The organism is Pseudescherichia vulneris NBRC 102420 (assembly GCF_000759795.1).
GTDB classification, from domain to species: domain Bacteria; phylum Pseudomonadota; class Gammaproteobacteria; order Enterobacterales; family Enterobacteriaceae; genus Pseudescherichia; species Pseudescherichia vulneris.
Window position 1 is genome coordinate 194,086 of the sequence record NZ_BBMZ01000012.1, and the last position, 20,657, is coordinate 214,742.

The following is a 20,657-nucleotide window of genomic DNA, read 5'->3' on the forward strand; positions in this document are numbered from 1 at the left end:
CCTACAAAAAATGCAAAACTGTAGGCCCGTGCAAGCGCAGCGCCGCCGGGTAGTAGACTGAAATCTGATTAGATCTCAGTGATTACGGTCTCTTCCGGCAGGCGGGATTTCGGCAGGGACTTGTTGAAGTCTTCCACGCTGTGGTGGCCGACCGGAACGACCACCAGGCTGGTGAAGCCTTTCTCTTTCAGGCCAAACTCGGCATCCAGCACGTCGGCGTCAAAGCCTTCGATCGGCACCGCGTCGAGGCCCATAGCGCCAACGCCCAGCAGGAAGTTACCCACGTTCAGGTAGACCTGACGCGCCATCCACTCATGATCATCCTGGCGATCCTTACGGTGCAGGTCGGCAAAGAAGGTGCGGCCCTTGTGGTTAGCGGCTTTTGCTTCCGGGGTGGCGAAGCGACCGTCGGCGTCCTCCTGATCCACAACCTTCTCCAGCCAGGCGTCGTCCATGGCGATTTTTGCGCAGAACACCACAACGTGAGAGGCATCCAGCATTTTGCGCTCGTTGAACACGTAGCCGCCCGCTGCGGATTTTGCTACTCGCGCTTTGCCCTCTTCGGTGCTGGCAACGATGAAGTGCCACGGCTGCGAGTTGGTGCTCGACGGGCTATAGCGCAGCAGCGTTTTGATCTTTTCGGCCTCGTCGGCGGTCAGTTTTTTGCTGGCGTCAAAAGCCTTGGTTGAGTAGCGCTGCAAGGCGATGGAAACGATATCCATAAATGCTCCTGATAAATTTTTGCGATAAGTTGGGCTGCGCTGTAGCGTACAGATTCAGCGAAGAAAAAATAAGTGAAAATCGTGCGCTTTAGCTGCTGCTGCCGCTGTCCGCCAGGGCGCGCCACATCGCTTCGAAACCGTGGGCTTTGAAATCGTCCGCCTTCTCCGGCTCGCGGCTGGCGAACTCAATGGTGGTTTCGGCAAGAGAGAGGAACAGGGCATCGCCAAAGGCGTGGAAGGCCTCAGTAAGAAAAATGGGCAGCACCGAGCGACGGCAAAGGGTGTGGAGATCCGGGAAGAGCTCATCCACATTTTGCTGGGTGGCGCAGGTAATCTTGCCTGACACCGCCAGCTGACGGATTGCGCGATGGCCCACCGGATGCAGAATGCCCCAGTCGATATAGCTGTTCCAGATATAGCGGGTCAGCGCCTTGGCTTCGCTGAGGGAGCGATCGAGGCCGTCGAGCATGGCGTGGCAGAGGTCGGTTTTCAGCGCGAGATAAACCGCATTAAGCAGGTCATCTTTGGTGGCGAAGTAGCGAAACAGCGTGCCTTCCGCGACGCCCGCGTTACGGGCTATCAGGGCGGTAGAGGCGGTGATCCCTGACTGGGCAAATGCCTCGGTTGCCGCTTCCAGTAACGCCTGTTTTTTATCTTCACTCTTCGGACGAGCCACTACACTTTACCTCACACGCTGTTAAACCCTGATTGAAACATGAGATCTGCCGCTCCGCAACGGCCTGTGTCAAAGATCGAAAATCATCTTGACGACTTTCTGCCTCTTTCTATAATGAGTGCTTACTCACTCATAATCAAGCTTCAGCGTGTTAAAGAGCAGAGAGGACCCCGGTATGAACATTTCCGCTCAGGTTATCGATACGATTGTCGATTGGATCGACGACAATTTGCACCAGCCGCTGCGCATTGATGACATTGCGCGCCATGCGGGCTACTCCAAATGGCATCTGCAAAGGCTGTTTATGCAATATAAAGGCGAGAGCCTGGGACGCTATATCCGCGAGCGCAAGCTGCGGCTGGCCGCCCAGGAGCTGCGTGATACCGATCAGAAGGTGTTTGATATCTGCGTTAAGTATGGTTTTGATTCCCAGCAGACCTTCACGCGCATTTTTACCCGCACCTTTAACCAGCCGCCGGGAGCCTACCGAAAAGAGAATCACGGCCAGACGCGGCATTAAGCCACCGTTAGCCTGGCCTGCGCGACTTACCGGGAGGCGTGGTTTATTGAGAACCAGCGCCGCCAGATAAAGCGCAGCACGTAGTACTCGACGATCCCGAGCAGTAGAAACCAGACGCAAAACAGCAGGGTGTAGAGCTGGTTGGCATCCACCAGATGAAAGGTGGCGATGAGCTGCTGCGTCAGCGCGCCGCCCGGCGAAGGGGCGGGCAGCAGCAGGCAGGAGAGGAAGGCCAGCAGTAAAATACCGGCGGCCGTCATCAGGGATTCAAGCGGGTGCGTCATGGTGATGTTAATCGTCAGTTAAAACGATATTGTCAGCCATTTGCCACCCCGGCGCAACCAGACCGGCGCTAGTGCGCCGCCCAGATCTCCGCGTGCTTCTGCACCAGCCCAATTAGCGAGCCGCCGTCAGCCACGAAGTCGCGCATCAGCTGGTCCTCGCTCTTGCCACGCCGCACGAAGTTCGCCAGCTCTTCCAGGGCGCTGCTGCCGTTGAGCTTGTCGGCATAGGGGGCAATTTTATCCATCACCCGCTGAATATCTTCGCCGATGGTGATCTGCTCGCCGGTATGCACGTCGGTCAGCACCCCGGCAAAGCCGTAGCGGCAGGCCTGGAAGCGGTTGAACTTGTAGAGCAGATAGTCACGCTCCTGCATCTTGAACGGCCGCTCGGCCAGCAGCCAGTGGGAAATCGCCTGAATAAACCCGGCAATGTTCACCGCGTGGCCAAGCGTCAGCGGGGTATCCATCACCCGCACCTCAACCGTGCCAAAGTGCGGGCTGGGGCGAATGTCCCAGTGCAGATCCTTAATGCTGTCGATCATGCTGGTGTAGCTCAGGCGGCGGAACAGCCCCTCGAATTCCGACCAGTTGCTGATCCAGGGCGCGTGACCGTTATCCGGAAACGCGGAGAAGATGTTGAGCCGCGACGAGGCGAAGCGGGTGTCGGTGCCTTGAATGTAGGGCGAGGCCGCGCCAAGGGCGATAAAGTGGGGCACGAAGCGCGACAGGCCGTGCATCAGATAGATAGCGTCGTCCCCGCTCGGGCAGCCCACGTGAACGTGCTGGCCGAACACCGTCGCCTGCTGCACCAGATAGCCAAACATCTCCAGCGTGCGCGCGTAGCGTTCGTCGTCGCATACTTCCTGGCGCTGCCAGGTCTGGAACGGGTGCGTGCCGCCGCCGCAAATTTGCAGATGGTGTTCGCTGGCGGCGCGCAGGATAATCTGCTGCATGGCCGAGAACTGCCCGGCGGCCTGGTGGATATCTCCGCACACGCCGGTGGCGATCTCCAGCATGCTTTCGGTGATGTCGTGCTTCACCTCGCCCCCTTTGACTTCAGCCTTAACGGCATCAATCAGCGTGGAGGAGTCCTGGCTAAGGTCGTATCCCGGCGGGTTAACCACCTGCAGCTCCAGCTCAATCCCCAGGGTAAAGGCGTCAGAACGATGAAAGTCGGGTAGGGGCATAGGTAAACTCGCTGTTGTCTGTTTTTAATCAGTATAGAGCGAGTTTAGCCCCGACCGAGGCGGCAGCGGGGTAACCGATTAATAATCACACAATTAACGCGGTTGACGCACTGTGTTCACCTCGCGCCAGCGCGGCCCGATCGTAAAAATGCTGTATCACGCCGTCGGCCATAAACGCCGCACGATCCGACATGTGGGCGATCACATCCGCATCATGGCTGACCAGCAGGTAGGTCATCTGATGGTCTTGCTTCAACCGGTTTAGCAGGTTAAGGATCTCCGCCTGGACCGACATATCCAGCGCCGAGGTGGGTTCATCCAGCAGCAGGATCTGCGGGCGCAGCAGCAGCGCCCGGGCAATGGCGACGCGCTGGCGTTGACCGCCGGAGAGCTGGTGCGGGTAACGTTTTCCGGCATCGGCGGAGAGGCCAACCTGCTCCAACGCCTCTGTAACCTGCTCTGCTATCTGCGTTTCACCATGGATCTTTAGCGGCTCGCACAGCGTGCGCCATATCGTGTGGTTCGGGTGCAGCGAGGCGTAGGGATCCTGAAACACCATCTGCACGTTGCGGCGCAGCGCGCCCTGATAGCGCATGCCTGGCGTAATGGCGTTGCCAAGCAGGCTGACGCTACCCTGCCAGTCACGTTGCAGGCCCGCCAGCACGCGCAGAATGGTCGACTTGCCGCAGCCGGACTCGCCAATCAGGCTGAAGGTCTCTCCGGCCGCCACGTGAAAGCTGGCGGCGGCGACGGCGGTTTTGCTGCCAAAGCTTACGCGGAGGTGATTGATATCAATGATACTCACGCGGCACCCCCCTGATACGACTGGCTACGATCCAGCACCGGCAGCATCTGGCCCCAGGTCGTGGCGTTTGGACGGCAGGTCCAGAGCGTCTGGGTGTAGGGATGCGTCGCCTGCGGCAGGGCATGGGCGGGCATCTCATCGACCTTTTCCCCCTGATACATCACCAGCACCCGATGGCAGTGCTGGGCCACCAGCGGAAGGTCGTGGCTAATCAGCAGCATGGCCATGCTGCGCTGCTCGCACTGGGCGACCAGCAGCTCAAGGATCTGGTTGCGCAGGCGGGCATCCAGCGCCGAGGTCGGTTCATCGGCAATCAGCACGCGGGGATTGTTGATCAGCGCAATGGCAATCATCACCCGCTGTCCCATTCCGCCGGACAGCTCACCGGGATAGCGGGTCAGCACCGTATCCTGTAGCCCCACGGCGGCAACCACATCGTGAATGCGCTCTGCGCGCTCCCGACGTCCAACCCGCTGGTGCAGGGTGAGCGCCTCTTCCAGCTGGGCGTAAATGCTTTTCACCGGGTTCAGGGCGTAGCGCGGATCCTGCAACACCATGGCGATATCCCTGCCGCGCAGCCGCTGCCAGCCCCGGCTGTTGAGGGTCAGCGCATCGTGGCCCAGCACGTCCAACTGAGCCGCGCTAACGACACCCGGCTTGCGCACCAGCCCCATCAAGGCGCGGGCGGTCATCGATTTGCCAGAGCCGGACTCGCCCACCAGCGCCAGGCGCTCGTTGCCCAGCCGGAAGCTGAGATTGTTCACCACCCGCGCACCGGGGTAGTCAATATTGAGTGCCTCGACGGCAATCGCAGTATCAGTCATGGTGTGGCTCCAGTACATCGCGCAGGCCGTCGCCCAGCAGGTTAAACGCCAGGCTGGCGAGAAGGATAATGCTGCCGGGAGCGGCGGCAATCCACCACTGGTCAAAAATGACCTGCATGCCATCAGCAATCATCGCTCCCCACTCCGCCATTGGCGGCCTCGCCCCGAGACCGAGAAAGCCCAGCCCGGCAGCGGCCAGAATAATGCCCGCCAGGTCTAGCGCCAGACGTACAATCGCCGAGGGCAGGCACAGGGGGAGAATATGGCCCAACAGCAGCCGCCAGCCGCGAATGCCCATCATCTCCGCTGCCGCCAGGTAGTCGCTGTGGCGCAGGCGCTGGATCTCGCTCCGCGCCTGGCGGGCATAGGCGGGCCAGGTGGTGAGGGCCAGCGCCAGTGCGCCGTTGACCAGTCCCGGCCCCAGCATGGCGACAAAGGCGAAGGCGAGGATCAGGCGCGGCATCGACATCACCACGTCGGTAAACCGCATTAGCACCCGCTCCAGCCAGCCGCCGTAGTAGCCGCTGAGAATGCCCATCAGCAGCCCGGCAGGCAGAGTGATGACGGTGACCAGTGCCACCAGGCCGAGCGCCGGGCGCGTACCGTAGATCAGCCGGGAGAGCAGGTCGCGGCCATAGCTGTCCGTGCCAAGCCAGTGCGCGCCGGTGGGTGCCTGCAGGCGCGCCGCGGCGTCCTGCCAGTTGGGGTCGAGCGGCGCGAGCCAGGGCGCAAACAGTGCGATCAGCAGTAGAGCCACCACCATCAGCAGCCCGCTAAACGCGGCGGGGGAGCGACGTAACCGCTGTAGAAAAAGAGAAGCCGGCATTTAGCGCACCCTCGGATCGGTCACGCGTACCAGCAGGTCGGTGAGGTTATTGATGACCACAAAACTCACGCCAATCAGCAGGGTGCCCCCCATGATCGCCGTAGTGTCTCCCGCGAACAGCGCGGTAGTAAGATAGCGCCCGATCCCCGGCCATGAGAAGACGGTCTCCGTCAGCACCGCCCCTTCCAGCATGCTGGTGTAGGCCAGGGCGATCACCGTCAGCAGCGTCCCGCGAATGTTGGGCAGCACGTGGCGCAGCAGGATAGTCATCTCCCCCGCGCCCTTTGCCCGCGCCAGCAAAATATACTCTTTGTTCATCTCGCTCAGGCAGGCGGAGCGGGTCAGCCGGGTAATGCTGGCGAGGGAGTAGTAGGCCAGCAGCAGTACCGGCAGCACCAGGTGACTCAGGGCGTTTTTAAACGCCTGCGGATCGCCCGAGAGCCAGGTATCGATCAGCACAAAGCCGGTCTGCGGCGTCACGGTATACTGGTAGATATCATCCAGCCTGCCGGGCCCGGCGCTCCATTGCAGCTTCGCATAGAACAGGGCCAGCATCAGCAGGCCAAGCCAGAAGATAGGCACCGAATTTCCCAGCAGGGTAAAGGTACGTACCAGCAGATCCCACGGCGTACCGGCATAGCGGGCGCACAGCACCCCAGCGATGACGCCCAGCAGCGCGCCGAGGATCAGGGCGAGGGTAGCCAGCTCCAGGGTAGCGGGAAACGCCGAGAGCAGATCCTGAAGGACCGGCTGACCGGTGGCGCTGGCGACGCCGAGATCGCCATGGGCCAGATTGACCACGTAGTGCCAAAACTGTACCGGCAGAGGCCGATCCAGCCCGAGCTGGTGGCGCACCTGATCGTAGGTTGACTGGCTGGCGTGATCCCCTACGATCTGCAGCACCCGGTCAACCGGCGACAGCGCCGACAGGGCGAAGGTGACCAGCAGCAGGCCGAGGATCGTGAGGGCGAGGGTAAAGAGTCCCTGCAAGAGGGTAAGCAGAGGGCGCGACAAACGCCGCTCTGCGCTGTTTTGTAAAAACACAGACGTTAATACCTTGAAGGTTATTTGGTTACGCGGTCATACCAGACCATATCCGCATTCAGCCCCTGCTGGTAGCCTTTTACGTTGTCGCGCACCACAATCTGCGTTTTACCCTGATCGACAAAGATATACGGGGAGTTGTGCTGGAGGGTCTCCTGCATTTTCTTATACAGAGCCAGACGCTTAGCGGCGTCCGGCTCGGCCACCGCCGCCAGCGTCTGCTGGCTGAGCTCAGGGATCTGCCAGCCGTTCAGGCCCGCAACCGTGCTGGCTTTGCCGTCGTTGTAGACAAAGGCGCTGGCGTTAGAGTGGGCGTCGAAGTAGTCCGGGATCCACAGGCGAATCGCCGCCTGATGCTGTTTGGCACGCACGCGGGCATAAACCTGGCTACCCGCCGCCGGAAGCAGATCCACCTTCACGCCGCCCTGGGCAAAGCTGGCCTGCATCGACTGGGCAAGGGTGATAAACGGCGGTTTGTTCTCCACGTCCAGCGTGAAGTGCGCATCTTTGATACCGGCTTTTGCCAGAATGGCCTTGGCTTTTTCCGGATCGAATTTGAACGGATTATCTTCCAGTGCCCCCGGCAGGCCCACCGGCAGGAAGCTCTGGTGGATGAAGTACTGGCCTTTCAGCAGATCGCGGGTGATGCCCTCGTAATCCACCAGCCAGCGGGCGGCTTCCCAGAATGCTGGATTGTTGAGCAGTGGGTTAGCGCTGTTCCCGGCGTTGAACACCAGGTAGTTCTGCTCGGCAGAAGGGATGCTCAGCACCTCAACGCCTTTTTTCCCCTGCAGAGCGGCGATCTGATCCGCCCCGAGGTCGCGCGCCACGTCGGCGTCGCCCTGCTGGATCAGCAGGCGGCGGGAGGCCGGATCCGGCACGTTTTTGATGATGATGTTTTTAAGCTTCGGTGCGCCGCCGGGAGAGGAGGGGTTGGCATCCAGCACGATGGCCTGGTGCGGCTGATAAACGCGCATCTTAAACGCGCCGCTGCCGGCAGAGTGCAGCTTCAGCCAGGCGTTGCCGAAGTCATCGCCTTTCACGTTGGCAGCCACCAGCTTTTCATCAACGATAGAGGCGATAGGGGTTGAGAGAATATTCAGCGCCACCGCCGGGCTAACGTCAGCCGTCCAGTGCAGCTCAAGGGTGTGGTCATCGACTTTCTTCAGCTGGCTGTCGATATTATCCGGCTGCCAGCCGAGCACGTTGAGGATAAACGCCGGAGATTTGTTCATCGTCACCGCGCGCTTATAGGAGAAGATCACATCTTCCGGGCGCAGCGGGTTGCCAGAGGCAAATTTAGCATCGTGCTTCAGGGTGACGGTGAGGGTTTTGGCTGCCGGATCGGCTTTCCAGCTCTCCGCCAGCACAGGATTGACCTTTTCAGGGTTGTCGCGATCGGGCTGGACCAGCCGCTGATAGAGGCTAGGCACCGTCTGGATGCTGGAGAGTTCGTTTGCCTCGGCGGGGTCAAGACTCACAATATCGTCCAGGCCCTGGGCCACCACGAGGGTATCAGGCGGTGTGGCGGCATAGCTGGTGGCAGACAGCGCGGCCAGCACCCATAACGGCAGCAATTTTTTGGTCATCGGCAATCCCTGTAAAGTAATGTCACGAAAGGTGTTATCCCGCTACGTTAGCGGCGGTTAGCGTTTTGCCGAAAGTCTTAATTCAACTTAGCTTATGCGATAAATGCATAATCTATAGCCGCAGGTTAAAAAGGTCTCTTGCCCTGCCAAAAAAATAATTTTCACCGCCTGCTTAATTTTTTCCAACCTGCGTCGCTTTAGTTCTGTACCTCAGCTGATATTCACTTATTCAAGGAGCAGAACCATGTTATCTATCAATACCAACGCCGCCTCGATGGCGGCAGTTAACGCCATCAACAAAAGCAACGCCTCACTCAGCCAGTCCATGGAGCGCCTGGCAACCGGGACGCGTATCAACTCGTCTGCGGACGACGCGGCGGGTAAACAGATTGCTAACCGTATGCAGACCCAGTCTGATGGCATGGCCATGGCCCAGCGTAACATTGCCGATGCCACCGCCATGCTGCAAACCGCCGACGGCATGTTTGACGAAATGACCGATATTCTGGGCCGCATGGACGAACTCGCAACTCAGGCATCGAACGGAACCTACAGCGATGACGACCGTACGGCCATGCAGTCCGAGTTCGACGAGCTGGGACAGGAGATGTCCGACATGCTGCAGAACACCACCAACGGCGGCACCAACCTGTTTAATAAATCTGAGAACGGCCTGTTCACCAGCGCGTCCGGGGTCACCTTCCAGGTGGGATCCCAGTCTACCGATCAGATCACTATCAATATCTCCTCTCAGGTCAGCCAGCTGGCAACGGATCTGGGCAGCCTGAGCGCAGCGTTTAGCACCGACTACGGTACTGACGGTGCGGGCGGTGCATCTGCCAGCGGCACGGCTGGCACCGAACTGATGACCCTGGATTCAGCAAACGCGACCATTAGCGCGGTGCAGGGCGTCATGGATGAAGTCGGCAGCATTCAGTCTACCCTGGGTGCGACCATGAACCGCCTGAGCAGTACGGCGACCAACCTGCAAAGCATGCAGGACAACACCGAAGTCGCCATTGGCAACATCATGGATACCGATTACGCCACGGAAGCGTCAAACATGTCCAAACAGCAGGTGCTGATGCAGACCGGCATCACCATGCTGAAGCAGTCCAACAGCATGTCCGGGATGGTCTCCAGCCTGCTGCAATAAGCGACCAGGTTGTACTCCGCCATACCGCGTCTGTGCGGTATGGCTGTTTTTTCTGCTAGGACCACTCTGGGGGAAAGAGACTTTCCCTGTCTGCGGAAGCTGCACTTCCTCCCCGCGTTTTTTAACATATTGAATTATAAATAATAAATTTTGGCACTGTTATTGCTATGGGTATTGATAACTGAATGGAGCGACGATGATAAACCCGCAAGTAATGGCGAAACAATTTGCCCTGATGGACGTCTCTACTCGAGCAAGCCAGCTGGAGCGCCAGCAAACCGATCTGGATACCGAAAGCGCTGCGCTGTCGACGCTGGAGAGCGCCCTGACGTCCTTTCAGTCGGCGGTAGATGCGTTAAACAGTGAGACCAGCGGGGCGGTGGTCAATACGGTTAAGGCAAACAATGACGCTGCCACCGCCACCGCCAATTCCGAGGCGCAGGCGGGCACCTACACCTTTTATGTTCAGCAGCTGGCGACCGCCCAGCAGAGCACTTTCAATATCGCCGACGGCGATATCCCCAGTAGCGGCACCTTTACCATTACGATGGGCGACAGCGAGATGGATATCGATCTCGCCCAGGCAGACGGCGACGCCGACGGCAGCGTGTCGGTCAGCGAACTGTGCAACGCCATTAACGGCGCGGAAGATAACCCAGGCATCACCGCCACGCTGGTGAACACCGGCGAGTCGACAACCCTGATGCTCACCGCCGATGAGACCGGGCAAGACCATGCGTTTACGGTCTCGACCAGCGGCATCGATCCCAGCTCGGCCTTTGCCACGGATCTTAGCGCGCAGAAGGATCTCTCTGTCGCACAGGACTCGGTCATTTATCTCGGCAGCTCGCCGGAAGATGGGGTGCAGATCACCAGCGGCTCCAACAACTATACCGACCTCATCCCTGGCGTCTCGATCACCTTTGCTGAAACTTCAGAGGCGGATGGCCCCATCACCTTCACCGTGGCAAACGACGTGACGGCAACGCAGGAGAAGGTGCAGACGTTTGTCGATGCCTACAACACGCTGGTGGATACCCTCGATTCATTAACCACCTTTGGCAGCAACGGCCAGCCAGCGGGCCCCTTTGCTGGCGATGCGGGGATCTCCTCGCTGGAGCGTCAGATCCAGAGCATTACTCATGCCACCTATAACGGTGGCTCGATGCTCGACTACGGCATCGCGCTTGACGCAGACGGTCATCTGCAAATCGACTCCGAGCAGTTTAGCGCAGCCATGGCGGAGAACCCGGCGGGCCTGACCTCGCTGTTTGTCGGCGACGACAGCATGACCGCTCAGCTCGATAGCGTGATGGAGACCTATCTGGATGATAACAGCGGCGTTATCACTCAGCGGCAGGACGCGCTTACCGAGGAGCAGGACAAACTCACCCGCGAGGTTGATCAGGTAAAAGAGACCTATAACGCCTCCTACGAGCGCTATTTGCAGGAGTACACCTCGACGATGGTTGAAATCTACTCGATGCAGGTAAGCATGGCGGCGTTTGCCTGAGCGACACAGAAACAGAGGAATTCACGCTATGTACGCTTCTGATAACGGCTATGGCCACTATAAAGATATCGATCTGGCCTCCCGCACGGCCTCGGCGTCGCCATTGGAGCTCGTGCTGGTGCTCTATACCGGTCTGCTGGAGGAGCTGGAGCGCGCCAAAAGCCATATCACGCATAAACGCTACGACCGCAAGGCCAAAAGCATCAATAAATGCATCGACATTCTTAACGCGCTGACCAGCTCGCTGGAGTTTGAGAGCGGCGGTGAACTGGTGCTGAATCTGGCACGGCTCTATGACCACTGTGTCTATCGCCTGTATGAAGCCAGCAGTGAACTCAATACGCAAAAAATAGACGAGGTGGTGCTGATTTTGACCAATCTGCATGAGGGCTGGCAGGGGCTGGCGAAAAAGCTGGGTTAAACAATGGAAACGCAAACCGTAAATGAGCAGATGGATGCGCTGCTGAATGCCATGGATGAAGCCTTGAATAAGCAGCGCTGGCGCAGGATGCCTGCGCTACATACCCGCCTGATGGCGCTGTTTAACGCCTACTGCGCCAGCCAGCCGCCGGAGGAGGAGCTGACGGCGCTCAAGGCTCGGCTGCGTCAGGCGTTTGGCGAGATCATCGCCCGGCGAACCGAGCGGGCAGCGCTGCTGAAGGCGCGCATGGAGAAACACCGCCAGCAGCGCGAAGGGGCGCTGGCCTACTCGCTGGCGAATATCCTGTCGGAGCAGCCATGAATATGCTGAACTTACTGACCAACGCCCTGACGCAGCGGCTTGCATCCGCCTCCGTTCAGCCGCAGGCGGACAACCCGCAGACGCATACCTTCACGCTGCCGGAAACCGTACAAAATGCCCTGTTAGAGCACCTGCAAACTCTGGCCGAAGGGGCGGGAGAGCGTGCACCCGCTGAAAAGCAGGCTAAACGTGCCGTGCAGGATGAAACGGAGGCTCAGCCGCTGGAGGCGTTGATGGCCGTGCTGCTGATGCCTGAACGTCCCGCCATAGCGGAAAAAAGAGGGCAGGCGGCACTGCCGGAGCAGATAACCCTGCCAGTGCAGATAGCCCAGACGGTGTCGTCAATGCAGATGCAGACGCCGATAACGCCAGACACGCTGCCAGCGCAGCACGCTACCGCTACGCCGAAACAGCTGGCAGAGCAGGCCCGTTTGGCGACGGAAAATCTTCCTGCGGTCGCCTCGTTAGGCGTTCAGCCAGAGGCCCCGCGACCGGAGCGTGCCGGTGCGTTACGTCATGCGGTGAATGAAAAAATGGTTCACGAGTGGCCAGAGCCCGCATCGCTCGCGGCACATACCACCTTTATCCAAGACGATACCCGCCTTGTGGCCAGCAGGATACAGCCGGAGCAGGTCGTGAGCGTTGATACCCGCGCCGCGCAGTGGGGCGAGGCGCTGGTCCATATGCTGAAAGAGAACATCCATTTTCAACTTAGTCAGCAGCAGCAGATCTCCACCATTCGCCTCGATCCGCCCTCGCTGGGCAAACTGGAGATCGCTATTCAGCTGGATGCAGGCAAATTAACGGTGCATATCGGCGCGTCCCAGGCGGACGTCTGCCGTACCCTGCAACAGTGCGGTGATGCGCTGCGGGTTCAGCTCACCCAGCAGAACTTCATGCAGGTAGAGGTACAGGTCTCCCCGGACGGACAGTCGCAATCCGATTCGCGGCGGCAGCGCGAGGAGCGGCAAAACGCCACGACAATACGCTCTGCCATCGAGCTGGATACCGATGAGAGCGGTTTACAGAAGAGCGAAAATCTATTAATTAAAGTGTGATAACAGATGAAAAAAATAGTCATTACCGGCCTTGTTGGTGTAGTGCTCTCTATTCTTATTGGCGGCGGTGCAGCATGGTTTGTTATTAACGCTATGCAGCCTTCAGGATCCGCTGCCAAACTCTCTTTAAAAAAGAGCGCCCCGGAAAATAAGAACAAGCACGCTAACGATATCTTTGTTTCATTAAAGGAATCCGTCATTACGCTCAGCGATGCTCAGGGCGAAGATCACTATATGCTACTGGCGCTGACGATGGTGGCGGAGAGCGAGGAGGCGTCTAAAAAGATCCAGGCCGACGAACCGCTTTATCAGAGCATTATTTTAACGACGTTGGCGGATAGGGAATATGAAAAAGTCCGCGCCTTAAAAATCAATGAAATAAAAACGCTGCTTAATACCGCGTTACATCGTGAACTGAAAAGCAGGGCTACGCCAGGCCCTTACAGCGATATATTAATCAGCAAAATGGTTTTCCAGTGATGCTGACGTCAGCACCCTATGAGATGCAGGCGTTTCAGACGCTCTCTCCCTTAACGCCTGCTCAGGAGAGCCACTACCTGCAGGCCTATCTGCCGCTGGTGCGCAAGGTGGTAAAACAGCTTGCGCCGCAGTGCAGCTGCGTGATGGAGAGAGAGGATATGCAGCAGGTGGCGCTCATCGGTCTGCTTGACGCCCTGCGCCGCTACGGCAAGCCTGACGAGGGGTTCGGCGGCTATGCGGTGCAGCGCATTCGGGGCGCGGTGCTGGACGCGCTGAGACGCCTTGACTGGCGTCCGCGTCAGCTCCGGCAAAAGTTTTACCAGATCAAAGATCTTATCCGGGAGCGGCGTAAAGTGCTGGGCCGCGAGCCAGAGCCTGGCGAACTGGAGGCTGATGGCGTGAGTGCCGCCGAGTATCAGCAGTACCTTGCATTGGAGGGTGCCGATACGTTGGAGAGCCTCGACGCGCTGCTGAGCGATCGGCCCGGCGAATTGCCGCTGCTAGGACGCAGGTTGGAAGATCAGATCGTGACGCAACATATGCTGAGCCGGGCGTTGCAGACGCTGTCAGCGAAAGAGCAGCAGATCCTCTATTTATATTATCAGCAGGATATGAATCTAAAAGAGATTGCCCTGGTGCTGGGACTCACCGAAGCCAGAATTTGTCAGCTCAATAAAAAGATAGCGGAAAAGCTACGCACCTATTTTTTCAGCCACTAAACGTTTCGAGATATTCATGCAAAAAATATTAGGATTGATAATTATATTGGGCTGCGTTTTTGGTGGCTATTTTGTTGAGGGTGGCCAGCTGGTGGCTATTTGGCAACCTGCGGAAATTATGATCATTATCGGCGCAGGCATTGGGTCAATGATTATTGCCAACCCGTTGCACGTGCTGCGGGAAATAGCCCATCAGATCAAAGGTGTAATCAGCAAGAAAAAGCTCGGAGCTGAATTTCAGCGTCAGCTTTTAATGTGCCTGTATGAGCTGCTCGAAATGGTACAAACCGGCGGGTTACGCATGCTCGATCAGCATATTGAGCAGCCGGAAGAGAGCACCATATTCCAGAAATTCCCGCTGGTACTTAAACAGAAGCGGCTGGTGATGTTTATTGCCGATAACTTTCGCCTGATGGCGATGGGCAAAATCGACGCCCATGAGCTGGAGGGGATCCTCGATCAGGAGCTGGAGACCATTGAGGAGGAGCTGCTTACCCCCTCACGCTCGCTGCAGCGTACGGCGGAGGCGATGCCCGGGTTTGGTATCTGTGCGGCGGTGCTGGGGATCATTATTACCATGCAGTCCATTGATGGCTCAATTGCGCTGATTGGCCTGAAAGTGGCTGCTGCGCTGGTGGGGACCTTTCTGGGCGTCTTCATTTGTTACTGCTTTATGGATCCGCTGGCCAATGCAATGGAGCAGCAGGCGCGAGCCGAGCACTCTCTGCTGGAGTGCGTCCGCACCGTGCTGGTGGCCCAGGCCGGAGGCAAGCCAACGCTGTTAGCCGTGGATGCGGGCCGCAAGCTGCTGCATCTGGCCTCGAAGCCGACCTTTGCCAACCTTGATGCCTGGGTCAACGCCATGCTGGAGGAAGAGGAATAATGGCGACCGCAAACCGGCGCGATCGGGGCAAGAAGACCACCATTATTCGTCGGCAGATCAAAAAGAGCCATGCCGGGCACCACGGCGGTGCCTGGAAAGTGGCCTTTGCCGACTTCACTCTTGCGATGATGGCGCTGTTTATGACCCTGTGGATTGTCAACAGCGTCAGCCAGTCCGACCGGGAGGAGATCGTGGCCGCGCTGCACGGACAGTCTATTTTCTTCGGCGGTGGAATAATGGCCCCGCTGAGCCATCTTCCGAAAAAGATGGCGGGCTCTGCCGATGGGCGCAGCCATGAGCAGGCGCAGGCCGTGAGCAAAGAGCGGCTGGCGCGCCGCGCCGAAGCGGATCTAAAGAAGACGCAGGAGGCCAGCAGTGCGGCAATGCGCATGAGACAAAAATCGGCGCGGGAGCTGGGTGAGCTGGCGAACAGCATCAACGAGATTGCCCTGAAGGCCCATATGGAGAGCAATCTTGAGATGGAGATCGTTCCCCAGGGGCTGCGAATATTAATTAAGGATAATCAGAAGCGCAGCATGTTTGAGCGCGGCAGCGCCACTATTATGCCGTTCTTCCGATCGCTGCTGACCGAGCTGACGCCCATCTTCAACTCTCTGGATAACAAGCTGATTATCACCGGCCACACTGACGCACTGGGCTATAAAAGTGCCGGATACAACAACTGGAACCTCTCCGGAGATCGTGCTCTTTCAGCCCGCCGCGTCATGGAGCAGGCCGGCATGCCGAAAGATAAAGTGATGCAGGTCAGTGCGATGGCCGACCGTATGCTACTGGATGCCCAGAACCCAGAGGGCGCAAACAACCGACGGATTGAGATCATGGTCTTAACCCATACGGCGGCCGACACGCTCTATCAATTTTTCGGCGCGCAGGGCGAGAAGATTGTTAAGCCGCTGGCCAGCAAGCTGGAGCACGCCCCTTCAACACAGGCAGAGCATGTGCCTCGCTAAGCCGCTGCGTGTTGGACTACTCATTACCGCCCTCGTCATGGCGTTGTTTCCGTCTGACGCAGCGGCAAAATCGACGCCTCGCCAGCGAATGCACAATCGTCTGCTGCTGGCGAAGGTCAAGGCGAAACCGCTTTCTCCTACGCCAGTGATCCGCGGCAACAGCGCGGCGAAAGCCGCTTTGCGGGCGCAGAACCGGGCTCTTTTGCAACATCACCCCGAGTGGTTCGCCATGCCACTCCTGGCAGGCGACATGCATCTTCAGCCCGTCGTTGAAAAAGCGATACGCCGCTTACAGGCGCAGCTTGGCAAACCTTATGTCTGGGGAGGCGAAACGCCGGAGGAGGGCTTTGATTGCAGTGGACTGATCTTCTACGCCTTTAACCCGTTGCTGGCGGCGAAGCTACCGCGGACCGCCAATGAGATGTATCACTACCGGCAGGCGCTAGACGTCGCGGATAACGATCTCAGACGCGGCGATCTGCTCTTTTTTGGCATTCACTCTCGTGATAAAGCCGATCATGTTGGCGTCTATCTCGGCAACAACCGCTTTATCGAATCGCCCCGCACCGGCGAGCAGATCCGCATCAGCGACCTGTCCGATGCGTTCTGGCAGGCGCGCTTCTTAGGTGGGAAGCGCATCCTGCTGAACAGCACCGTACGCATGCCGGGTTAGCTAAGCGTACCAAGAATTTTTATCTCCAGCTCGTCCGGCACTTCGTTATAGGAGAGTACCTGCAGGCCGCTGGCAAACAGCCGCGCATAGCGGGCCAGCAGCGGACGCAGCTGCGGAGCAACCAATAGCACCGGCTCTCTGCCCGCTGCCTTCATCTGCTCATGCACCTGAGGCATATTTTGCTGGAACTGGCTCAGCATATTGGGATCGAGCGGCACGCTGTCGAGCATGACTTTCCCGCTCTGCTGCGCCTGGTTAACGACCCCAATCAGCAAATTCTCTAGCTCGTTATTCAGCGTATAGACCGCCAGCTCCTCATTGCGCACCAGCCCGTGGGTAATGCTGCGGCGCAGGGCGAGGCGTACATCCGACACCAGCAAAATCGGATCCTTGGTCACCGCGCTGCTGGCCACCAGCACGGTGGCAATGGTCACAATATCACGCAGTGAGACACGCTCGGTAAGCAGCGCCCGGTAGACCTTTAGCGCCTGACTGTAGTTCAGCGCACTGGCTAAATCCTCCGCCAGCTTAGGGGCCAGCGAGGCAAGCCGGTTGTGCAACTGGGTTACGTCATCATAGTTAAACAGGTCGGGAATAAAGCGGGTGACCACTTTGTTGAGATGGGTGGCGATAATGCTCGCCGAGTCGATAACCTGATAGCCCAAATTGAGCGCTTTGGTTTTTTGCGCAGCGGTGATCCAGGTGACGGGCATCCCGTAAGCCGGATCGACGCCCGGCGTACCGTCAATTTCACCGTAGGTTTCCGCCGAGGGCAACGCCATCAGCCTGTCTGCGGGAATATCGCCGCTATCGGCCTTAATGCCGTTGATATAGATGGCGTACTGGGTCGGCTTCAGGCGAAAGTTCTCGCGGATACGGATCTCCGGTAACAGCAGGCCGTTGCTCTCGGAGATCGCCTGCCGGAGGCCGCGTATGCGCTGGGTCAGCGGGCTGCCGTTGGCTTTATCCAGCAGGGAGACCAGACGGTAGCCAAGGCTCAGGCTAACCGGCTCAATCAGCGGGATCGTCTCCCAGCTTACCTGCTGCTCGGGGGTTTCCGTCAGCGCCTTGCTCAGCGTGGCAAGGCTCTTCTCATCCGTTTGCGCCGCCTGTGGCCGTTTGCTCTGCCGCCAGCCGGTAAAGCCGAGCAGGGCGGAGAAGAGCAGGAAAGGGAGATGCGGCATTCCCGGCACGATGGCCAGCACGAACATCACGCCGCTGGCGGTGTAGATCGTCGACGGCGAGGCCAGCAGCTGCGCTTTAACGGCGCTGGAGATATCCCCGCTGTCGCTGACGCGGGTTACGATGATCGCCGCTGCGGTGGACAACAGCAGGGAGGGGATCTGCGCCACTAGCCCGTCGCCGATGGTCATCAGCACATACTGCTGGAAAGCCGCCTCGGCGCTAAGGTCGTATTTAAAAATGCCGATGCAGACGCCGCCAATCAAGTTGATGGCCAGGATCAGCATCCCGGCAATGGCGTCACCGCGCACGAACTTTGAGGCACCGTCCATCGCGCCATAGAAATCCGCCTCGCTGGTTACCTCTTTACGCCGGGCCTGCGCCTGGGTCTGGTTAATCAGCCCGGCGTTGAGATCGGCATCAATCGCCATCTGCTTACCCGGCATGGCGTCCAGCGTAAAGCGCGCCGATACCTCAGAGATTCGCTCTGCACCCTTAGTCACCACGATAAAGTTGATGATCATCAGGATAATAAACACCACGAACCCAACCACAAAGTTACCGCCGATGACTACCTGGCCAAAGGACTCGATCACTTTCCCTGCCGCGCCGATCCCCTCGTGGCCGTACAGCAGCACTACGCGGGTAGAGGCAACGTTAAGGGTCAGACGCATCAGGGTGGTAATCAGCAGCACCGTCGGGAACAGGCTGAAGTCCAGCGGTCTTTTGGTCGAAACGCTGACCAGCAGCACCAGCACCGCCAGCACGATGTTGAAGGTAAACAGGGCGTCCAGCAGCATCGGCGGCAGCGGCAGGATCACCATTGCCAGAATGGCCAGGAGAAGTAACGGAACGCCGGGCCGGCTGCGGCTCAGCGCCGTCATCACGTATTTAATCTGTTTCTGCATCCTGCTTCAGGACCTCGTTCGGAATGGAAATATGACGGTTAAGCGCGGGCCGCATCTGGCTGCCTGCCCGCCAGGATTTAAGCTGCAGGACGTAGGTCAGAACGTGGGCGATTGCGCGAAAAAGTTGATAAGGGATCTGCTGGTTAACCTGGGTGGTGTAGTAGACCGCACGAGCCAGTTTGGGAAACTCCACCACTTCAATATGATGCTCCTGAGCCACCTCGCGAATGTAACGCGCCACCTCATCGGTGCCTTTGGCCACCACAAAGGGCGCTGCTGCCCGCGCCTGGTCGTACTGCAACGCCACCGCGAAATGGGTGGGGTTGGCAATCACCACGTCGGCTTTGGGGACCACGCGGCGGATCTGTCCCAGCGCCATCTGCCGTTGCAGGCGACGCACTCTGGCTTTGATCTCCGGGCTACCCTCCTGGTTTTTGTACTCGTCCTTTACCTCCTGCTTGGTCATTTTCAATCCTTTGGTAAACATATGCTTAGCCAGTGGGACATCGAAAAGGGCAAACAGGATAAACAGCATCACGACGTTCAGCATGACGTCATGATAGAGCGACAGCCCCTCGCTAACCGCAGGCGCAAAGTAGCGGTTTTGTAGATCGAGAAAAGCAGCAAAGTGACGGTGAAGGCTGACCGCAAGCAGCAGCAGAACCAGCACACTTTTTACTATCATCTTGCCGACGTCGATAATCTGCTCGCTGGAGAAGAGGCGCCCTATGCCTTTTAGCGGGCTGATTTTACTGAGATCGGGAAAGATCTTTTTTAACGAGAAGATCCAGCCGCCGGGGATCAGCGAGGCGATCAACGCTGCCAACGGCATGGGCGTCAGCGTGAGAATAAATTTAAGCAGTATCAGCAAATTGTGTTGAAGAAACTGACCAAGAATATCCGGATCGCCGATGTGCTGCCCGTACTGATGTACGGTCAGAAAGGCTTCCTGAACAAAGTCGCGATACCAGTGAAAGCTGCTGCTGACCACGATAAAGGCGGCCAACAGGCTGGCGGCAAGCCCCATATCCTTTGAACGAGGGATCTGGCCCTCTTGCCGCGCCTTACGCCGCTTCTGCGCCGAGGGCTTCTCGGTCTTCTCTTCACTTGCCGCGTCAGCCATGCGTCCTCCGCAGGGCATCAAACTCCGCCAGAACCCGATTAACCAGCTGTAAATAGTGGTCCGGCAACGCGGAGAGCAGGGCGGCAAAGCAGATAAGCCCGGCCAGCATGGCGATGGGAAAGCCCAGCGAATAGAGATTCAACGCCGGAGAGATACGGTTAAGCAGGCCAAATCCGCCCTGAACGATCAGCATGATAAAGGTTGCGGGCAACGCCAGCAGCATCGCAGAGGAGAATACCCAACCCAGCGCAAGGGAGACGCTGCGCAGCGTTTGCGGCAGCAGCGCGCTGCCGGGCGGCCAGTAGATAAACCCTTTGTAGAGAATGCTGACCAGCAGCAGATGCCCATCCATCGCGAAGAAGAGGATCGCGGCATAGATGTAGATAAATTCTGCCAGCACGGTGGTTGACGCGCCGCTGTTGGGATCGTTCATCACCGCCATGCTCATGCCCATATTGAAGGAGAGGATCTGCCCGGCGAGCTGCAGCGTCAGGTAGATAAACTGCATCATCAGACCAAACAGCACGCCCCAGAGGATCTGCTCGACGGTAAGAATAATCGTGTGCAGGTTCAGCAGCCCCTCGGGCACGGGCGGATTGACCAGCGGGGTTAGAACAACGGCCAGCGCCAGGGCGATGATAATACGGATGCGCACGCTAAAGGCTTTGCTGTCAAAAATCGGCCCATACTGGAGAAAAGCCATGATGCGAACGAAGGGATACCATAGCCCCAGCGCCAGGTGGCTGAACTGAATGACGTCAAGCTGGCTCAT

Annotated in this window: 23 protein-coding genes; 11 read left to right on the forward strand and 12 right to left on the reverse strand. The window is 58.3% G+C overall.

The window, feature by feature from the left end; all coding sequences use genetic code 11:
* Window positions 1-68: 68 nt before the first annotated feature.
* Both nfsB and EV102420_RS11480 read right to left on the reverse strand, forming a co-directional pair.
* Window positions 69-722 carry an oxygen-insensitive NAD(P)H nitroreductase gene (nfsB, locus tag EV102420_RS11475; protein ID WP_042391806.1) on the reverse strand — a complete coding sequence of 218 codons (654 nt, stop codon included), beginning with the start codon at window positions 720-722 and terminating at the stop codon, window positions 69-71.
* 88 nt (window positions 723-810) lie between these two features.
* Complete coding sequence (locus EV102420_RS11480) at window positions 811-1,398, reverse strand: TetR/AcrR family transcriptional regulator (RefSeq protein WP_042391809.1); 588 nt, start codon at window positions 1,396-1,398, stop codon at window positions 811-813.
* Between the two features lie 175 nt (window positions 1,399-1,573).
* Here EV102420_RS11480 and EV102420_RS11485 point away from each other — a divergent pair, with 175 nt between their 5' ends.
* Window positions 1,574-1,918 carry a RamA family antibiotic efflux transcriptional regulator gene (locus tag EV102420_RS11485; RefSeq protein ID WP_042391810.1) on the forward strand — a complete coding sequence of 115 codons (345 nt, stop codon included), beginning with the start codon at window positions 1,574-1,576 and terminating at the stop codon, window positions 1,916-1,918.
* Window positions 1,919-1,944: 26 nt separating this feature from the next.
* On the opposite strand, the gene EV102420_RS11490 is transcribed toward EV102420_RS11485, so the two are convergent.
* The 7 genes from EV102420_RS11490 to EV102420_RS11520 form a co-directional block, all read right to left on the reverse strand.
* Window positions 1,945-2,202, reverse strand: coding sequence for a DUF1158 domain-containing protein (locus tag EV102420_RS11490; protein ID WP_042391814.1), 258 nt, complete (start codon window positions 2,200-2,202; stop codon window positions 1,945-1,947).
* 68 nt (window positions 2,203-2,270) lie between these two features.
* Window positions 2,271-3,389, reverse strand: a complete 1,119-nt coding sequence (locus EV102420_RS11495) for a YbdK family carboxylate-amine ligase (protein ID WP_042391815.1) — start codon at window positions 3,387-3,389, stop codon at window positions 2,271-2,273.
* 85 nt (window positions 3,390-3,474) lie between these two features.
* The gene (locus EV102420_RS11500) at window positions 3,475-4,194 is read right to left on the reverse strand and encodes an ABC transporter ATP-binding protein (protein WP_042391816.1); all 720 of its coding nucleotides are present in this window, start codon (window positions 4,192-4,194) and stop codon (window positions 3,475-3,477) included.
* Window positions 4,191-5,018 (reverse strand): ABC transporter ATP-binding protein, encoded by an 828-nt coding sequence (locus tag EV102420_RS11505; RefSeq protein ID WP_042391818.1) that lies wholly within the window; start codon window positions 5,016-5,018, stop codon window positions 4,191-4,193. Before EV102420_RS11505 ends, EV102420_RS11500 begins: the two co-directional genes overlap by 4 nt.
* The gene (locus EV102420_RS11510) at window positions 5,011-5,844 is read right to left on the reverse strand and encodes an ABC transporter permease (RefSeq protein ID WP_042391823.1); all 834 of its coding nucleotides are present in this window, start codon (window positions 5,842-5,844) and stop codon (window positions 5,011-5,013) included. The genes EV102420_RS11505 and EV102420_RS11510 overlap by 8 nt, the downstream gene beginning before the upstream one ends.
* Window positions 5,845-6,858: an ABC transporter permease gene (locus EV102420_RS11515; RefSeq protein WP_165570661.1), complete on the reverse strand. Its 1,014-nt coding sequence runs from the start codon at window positions 6,856-6,858 to the stop codon at window positions 5,845-5,847.
* A gap of 50 nt (window positions 6,859-6,908) precedes the next feature.
* Window positions 6,909-8,477: an ABC transporter substrate-binding protein gene (locus EV102420_RS11520; protein ID WP_042391826.1), complete on the reverse strand. Its 1,569-nt coding sequence runs from the start codon at window positions 8,475-8,477 to the stop codon at window positions 6,909-6,911.
* Window positions 8,478-8,721: 244 nt separating this feature from the next.
* Between EV102420_RS11520 and EV102420_RS11525 the strand changes: the two genes are divergently transcribed.
* The 10 genes from EV102420_RS11525 (at window position 8,722) to EV102420_RS11570 (ending at window position 16,672) form a co-directional block, all read left to right on the forward strand.
* Entirely contained in the window at window positions 8,722-9,633 is a 912-nt protein-coding gene (locus EV102420_RS11525) for a lateral flagellin LafA (RefSeq protein ID WP_042391827.1), read from the forward strand.
* Window positions 9,634-9,829: 196 nt separating this feature from the next.
* A complete protein-coding gene (gene fliD, locus EV102420_RS11530) occupies window positions 9,830-11,146 on the forward strand; it encodes a flagellar filament capping protein FliD (RefSeq protein ID WP_042391828.1) in 1,317 nt (438 codons plus the stop codon).
* A 28-nt stretch (window positions 11,147-11,174) separates the two neighbouring features.
* Complete coding sequence (fliS, locus tag EV102420_RS11535; protein WP_042391829.1) at window positions 11,175-11,567, forward strand: flagellar export chaperone FliS; 393 nt, start codon at window positions 11,175-11,177, stop codon at window positions 11,565-11,567.
* A 3-nt stretch (window positions 11,568-11,570) separates the two neighbouring features.
* Window positions 11,571-11,888 (forward strand): hypothetical protein, encoded by a 318-nt coding sequence (locus EV102420_RS11540; RefSeq protein ID WP_042391830.1) that lies wholly within the window; start codon window positions 11,571-11,573, stop codon window positions 11,886-11,888.
* Window positions 11,885-12,946, forward strand: coding sequence for a flagellar hook-length control protein FliK (locus tag EV102420_RS11545; protein WP_052512360.1), 1,062 nt, complete (start codon window positions 11,885-11,887; stop codon window positions 12,944-12,946). Before EV102420_RS11540 ends, EV102420_RS11545 begins: the two co-directional genes overlap by 4 nt.
* Window positions 12,947-12,952: 6 nt before the next feature.
* On the forward strand, window positions 12,953-13,426 hold the full coding sequence (locus tag EV102420_RS11550; protein WP_042391831.1) for a flagellar basal body-associated FliL family protein: 474 nt from the start codon (window positions 12,953-12,955) through the stop codon (window positions 13,424-13,426).
* Window positions 13,426-14,145 carry a FliA/WhiG family RNA polymerase sigma factor gene (locus EV102420_RS11555; RefSeq protein WP_042391834.1) on the forward strand — a complete coding sequence of 240 codons (720 nt, stop codon included), beginning with the start codon at window positions 13,426-13,428 and terminating at the stop codon, window positions 14,143-14,145. Before EV102420_RS11550 ends, EV102420_RS11555 begins: the two co-directional genes overlap by 1 nt.
* A gap of 16 nt (window positions 14,146-14,161) precedes the next feature.
* On the forward strand, window positions 14,162-15,028 hold the full coding sequence (gene motA, locus EV102420_RS11560; RefSeq protein ID WP_042391836.1) for a flagellar motor stator protein MotA: 867 nt from the start codon (window positions 14,162-14,164) through the stop codon (window positions 15,026-15,028).
* Window positions 15,028-15,999, forward strand: a complete 972-nt coding sequence (lafU, locus tag EV102420_RS11565; protein ID WP_042391837.1) for a putative lateral flagellar export/assembly protein LafU — start codon at window positions 15,028-15,030, stop codon at window positions 15,997-15,999. The genes motA and lafU overlap by 1 nt, the downstream gene beginning before the upstream one ends.
* A gap of 37 nt (window positions 16,000-16,036) precedes the next feature.
* Window positions 16,037-16,672 (forward strand): C40 family peptidase, encoded by a 636-nt coding sequence (locus tag EV102420_RS11570; protein WP_042391958.1) that lies wholly within the window; start codon window positions 16,037-16,039, stop codon window positions 16,670-16,672.
* On the opposite strand, the gene flhA is transcribed toward EV102420_RS11570, so the two are convergent.
* Genes flhA through fliR form a run of 3 tightly spaced genes read right to left on the reverse strand, consistent with a single transcriptional unit; the run spans window position 16,669 to window position 20,657 of the window.
* Window positions 16,669-18,762, reverse strand: a complete 2,094-nt coding sequence (flhA, locus tag EV102420_RS11575) for a flagellar biosynthesis protein FlhA (protein WP_042391839.1) — start codon at window positions 18,760-18,762, stop codon at window positions 16,669-16,671. The two genes, EV102420_RS11570 and flhA, sit on opposite strands and share 4 nt — an antisense overlap.
* Entirely contained in the window at window positions 18,746-19,885 is a 1,140-nt protein-coding gene (gene flhB, locus EV102420_RS11580) for a flagellar biosynthesis protein FlhB (RefSeq protein WP_042391841.1), read from the reverse strand. The genes flhA and flhB overlap by 17 nt, the downstream gene beginning before the upstream one ends.
* A complete protein-coding gene (gene fliR, locus EV102420_RS11585; protein ID WP_042391843.1) occupies window positions 19,878-20,657 on the reverse strand; it encodes a flagellar biosynthetic protein FliR in 780 nt (259 codons plus the stop codon). The genes flhB and fliR overlap by 8 nt, the downstream gene beginning before the upstream one ends.

Coding starts and splice junctions, on each gene's coding strand:
- fliR (WP_042391843.1), bottom strand. CDS start 20,657: ATGAGCCAGCTTGACGTCATTCAGTTCAGCCACCTGGCGCTGGGGCTA.
- EV102420_RS11505 (WP_042391818.1), bottom strand. CDS start 5,018: ATGACTGATACTGCGATTGCCGTCGAGGCACTCAATATTGACTACCCC.
- EV102420_RS11555 (WP_042391834.1), top strand. CDS start 13,426: ATGCTGACGTCAGCACCCTATGAGATGCAGGCGTTTCAGACGCTCTCT.
- EV102420_RS11570 (WP_042391958.1), top strand. CDS start 16,037: ATGGCGTTGTTTCCGTCTGACGCAGCGGCAAAATCGACGCCTCGCCAG.
- EV102420_RS11510 (WP_042391823.1), bottom strand. CDS start 5,844: ATGCCGGCTTCTCTTTTTCTACAGCGGTTACGTCGCTCCCCCGCCGCG.
- fliD (WP_042391828.1), top strand. CDS start 9,830: ATGATAAACCCGCAAGTAATGGCGAAACAATTTGCCCTGATGGACGTC.
- EV102420_RS11540 (WP_042391830.1), top strand. CDS start 11,571: ATGGAAACGCAAACCGTAAATGAGCAGATGGATGCGCTGCTGAATGCC.
- flhB (WP_042391841.1), bottom strand. CDS start 19,885: ATGGCTGACGCGGCAAGTGAAGAGAAGACCGAGAAGCCCTCGGCGCAG.
- flhA (WP_042391839.1), bottom strand. CDS start 18,762: ATGCAGAAACAGATTAAATACGTGATGACGGCGCTGAGCCGCAGCCGG.
- EV102420_RS11495 (WP_042391815.1), bottom strand. CDS start 3,389: ATGCCCCTACCCGACTTTCATCGTTCTGACGCCTTTACCCTGGGGATT.
- EV102420_RS11550 (WP_042391831.1), top strand. CDS start 12,953: ATGAAAAAAATAGTCATTACCGGCCTTGTTGGTGTAGTGCTCTCTATT.
- EV102420_RS11520 (WP_042391826.1), bottom strand. CDS start 8,477: ATGACCAAAAAATTGCTGCCGTTATGGGTGCTGGCCGCGCTGTCTGCC.
- EV102420_RS11490 (WP_042391814.1), bottom strand. CDS start 2,202: ATGACGCACCCGCTTGAATCCCTGATGACGGCCGCCGGTATTTTACTG.
- fliS (WP_042391829.1), top strand. CDS start 11,175: ATGTACGCTTCTGATAACGGCTATGGCCACTATAAAGATATCGATCTG.
- motA (WP_042391836.1), top strand. CDS start 14,162: ATGCAAAAAATATTAGGATTGATAATTATATTGGGCTGCGTTTTTGGT.
- EV102420_RS11525 (WP_042391827.1), top strand. CDS start 8,722: ATGTTATCTATCAATACCAACGCCGCCTCGATGGCGGCAGTTAACGCC.
- EV102420_RS11545 (WP_052512360.1), top strand. CDS start 11,885: ATGAATATGCTGAACTTACTGACCAACGCCCTGACGCAGCGGCTTGCA.
- EV102420_RS11485 (WP_042391810.1), top strand. CDS start 1,574: ATGAACATTTCCGCTCAGGTTATCGATACGATTGTCGATTGGATCGAC.
- lafU (WP_042391837.1), top strand. CDS start 15,028: ATGGCGACCGCAAACCGGCGCGATCGGGGCAAGAAGACCACCATTATT.
- nfsB (WP_042391806.1), bottom strand. CDS start 722: ATGGATATCGTTTCCATCGCCTTGCAGCGCTACTCAACCAAGGCTTTT.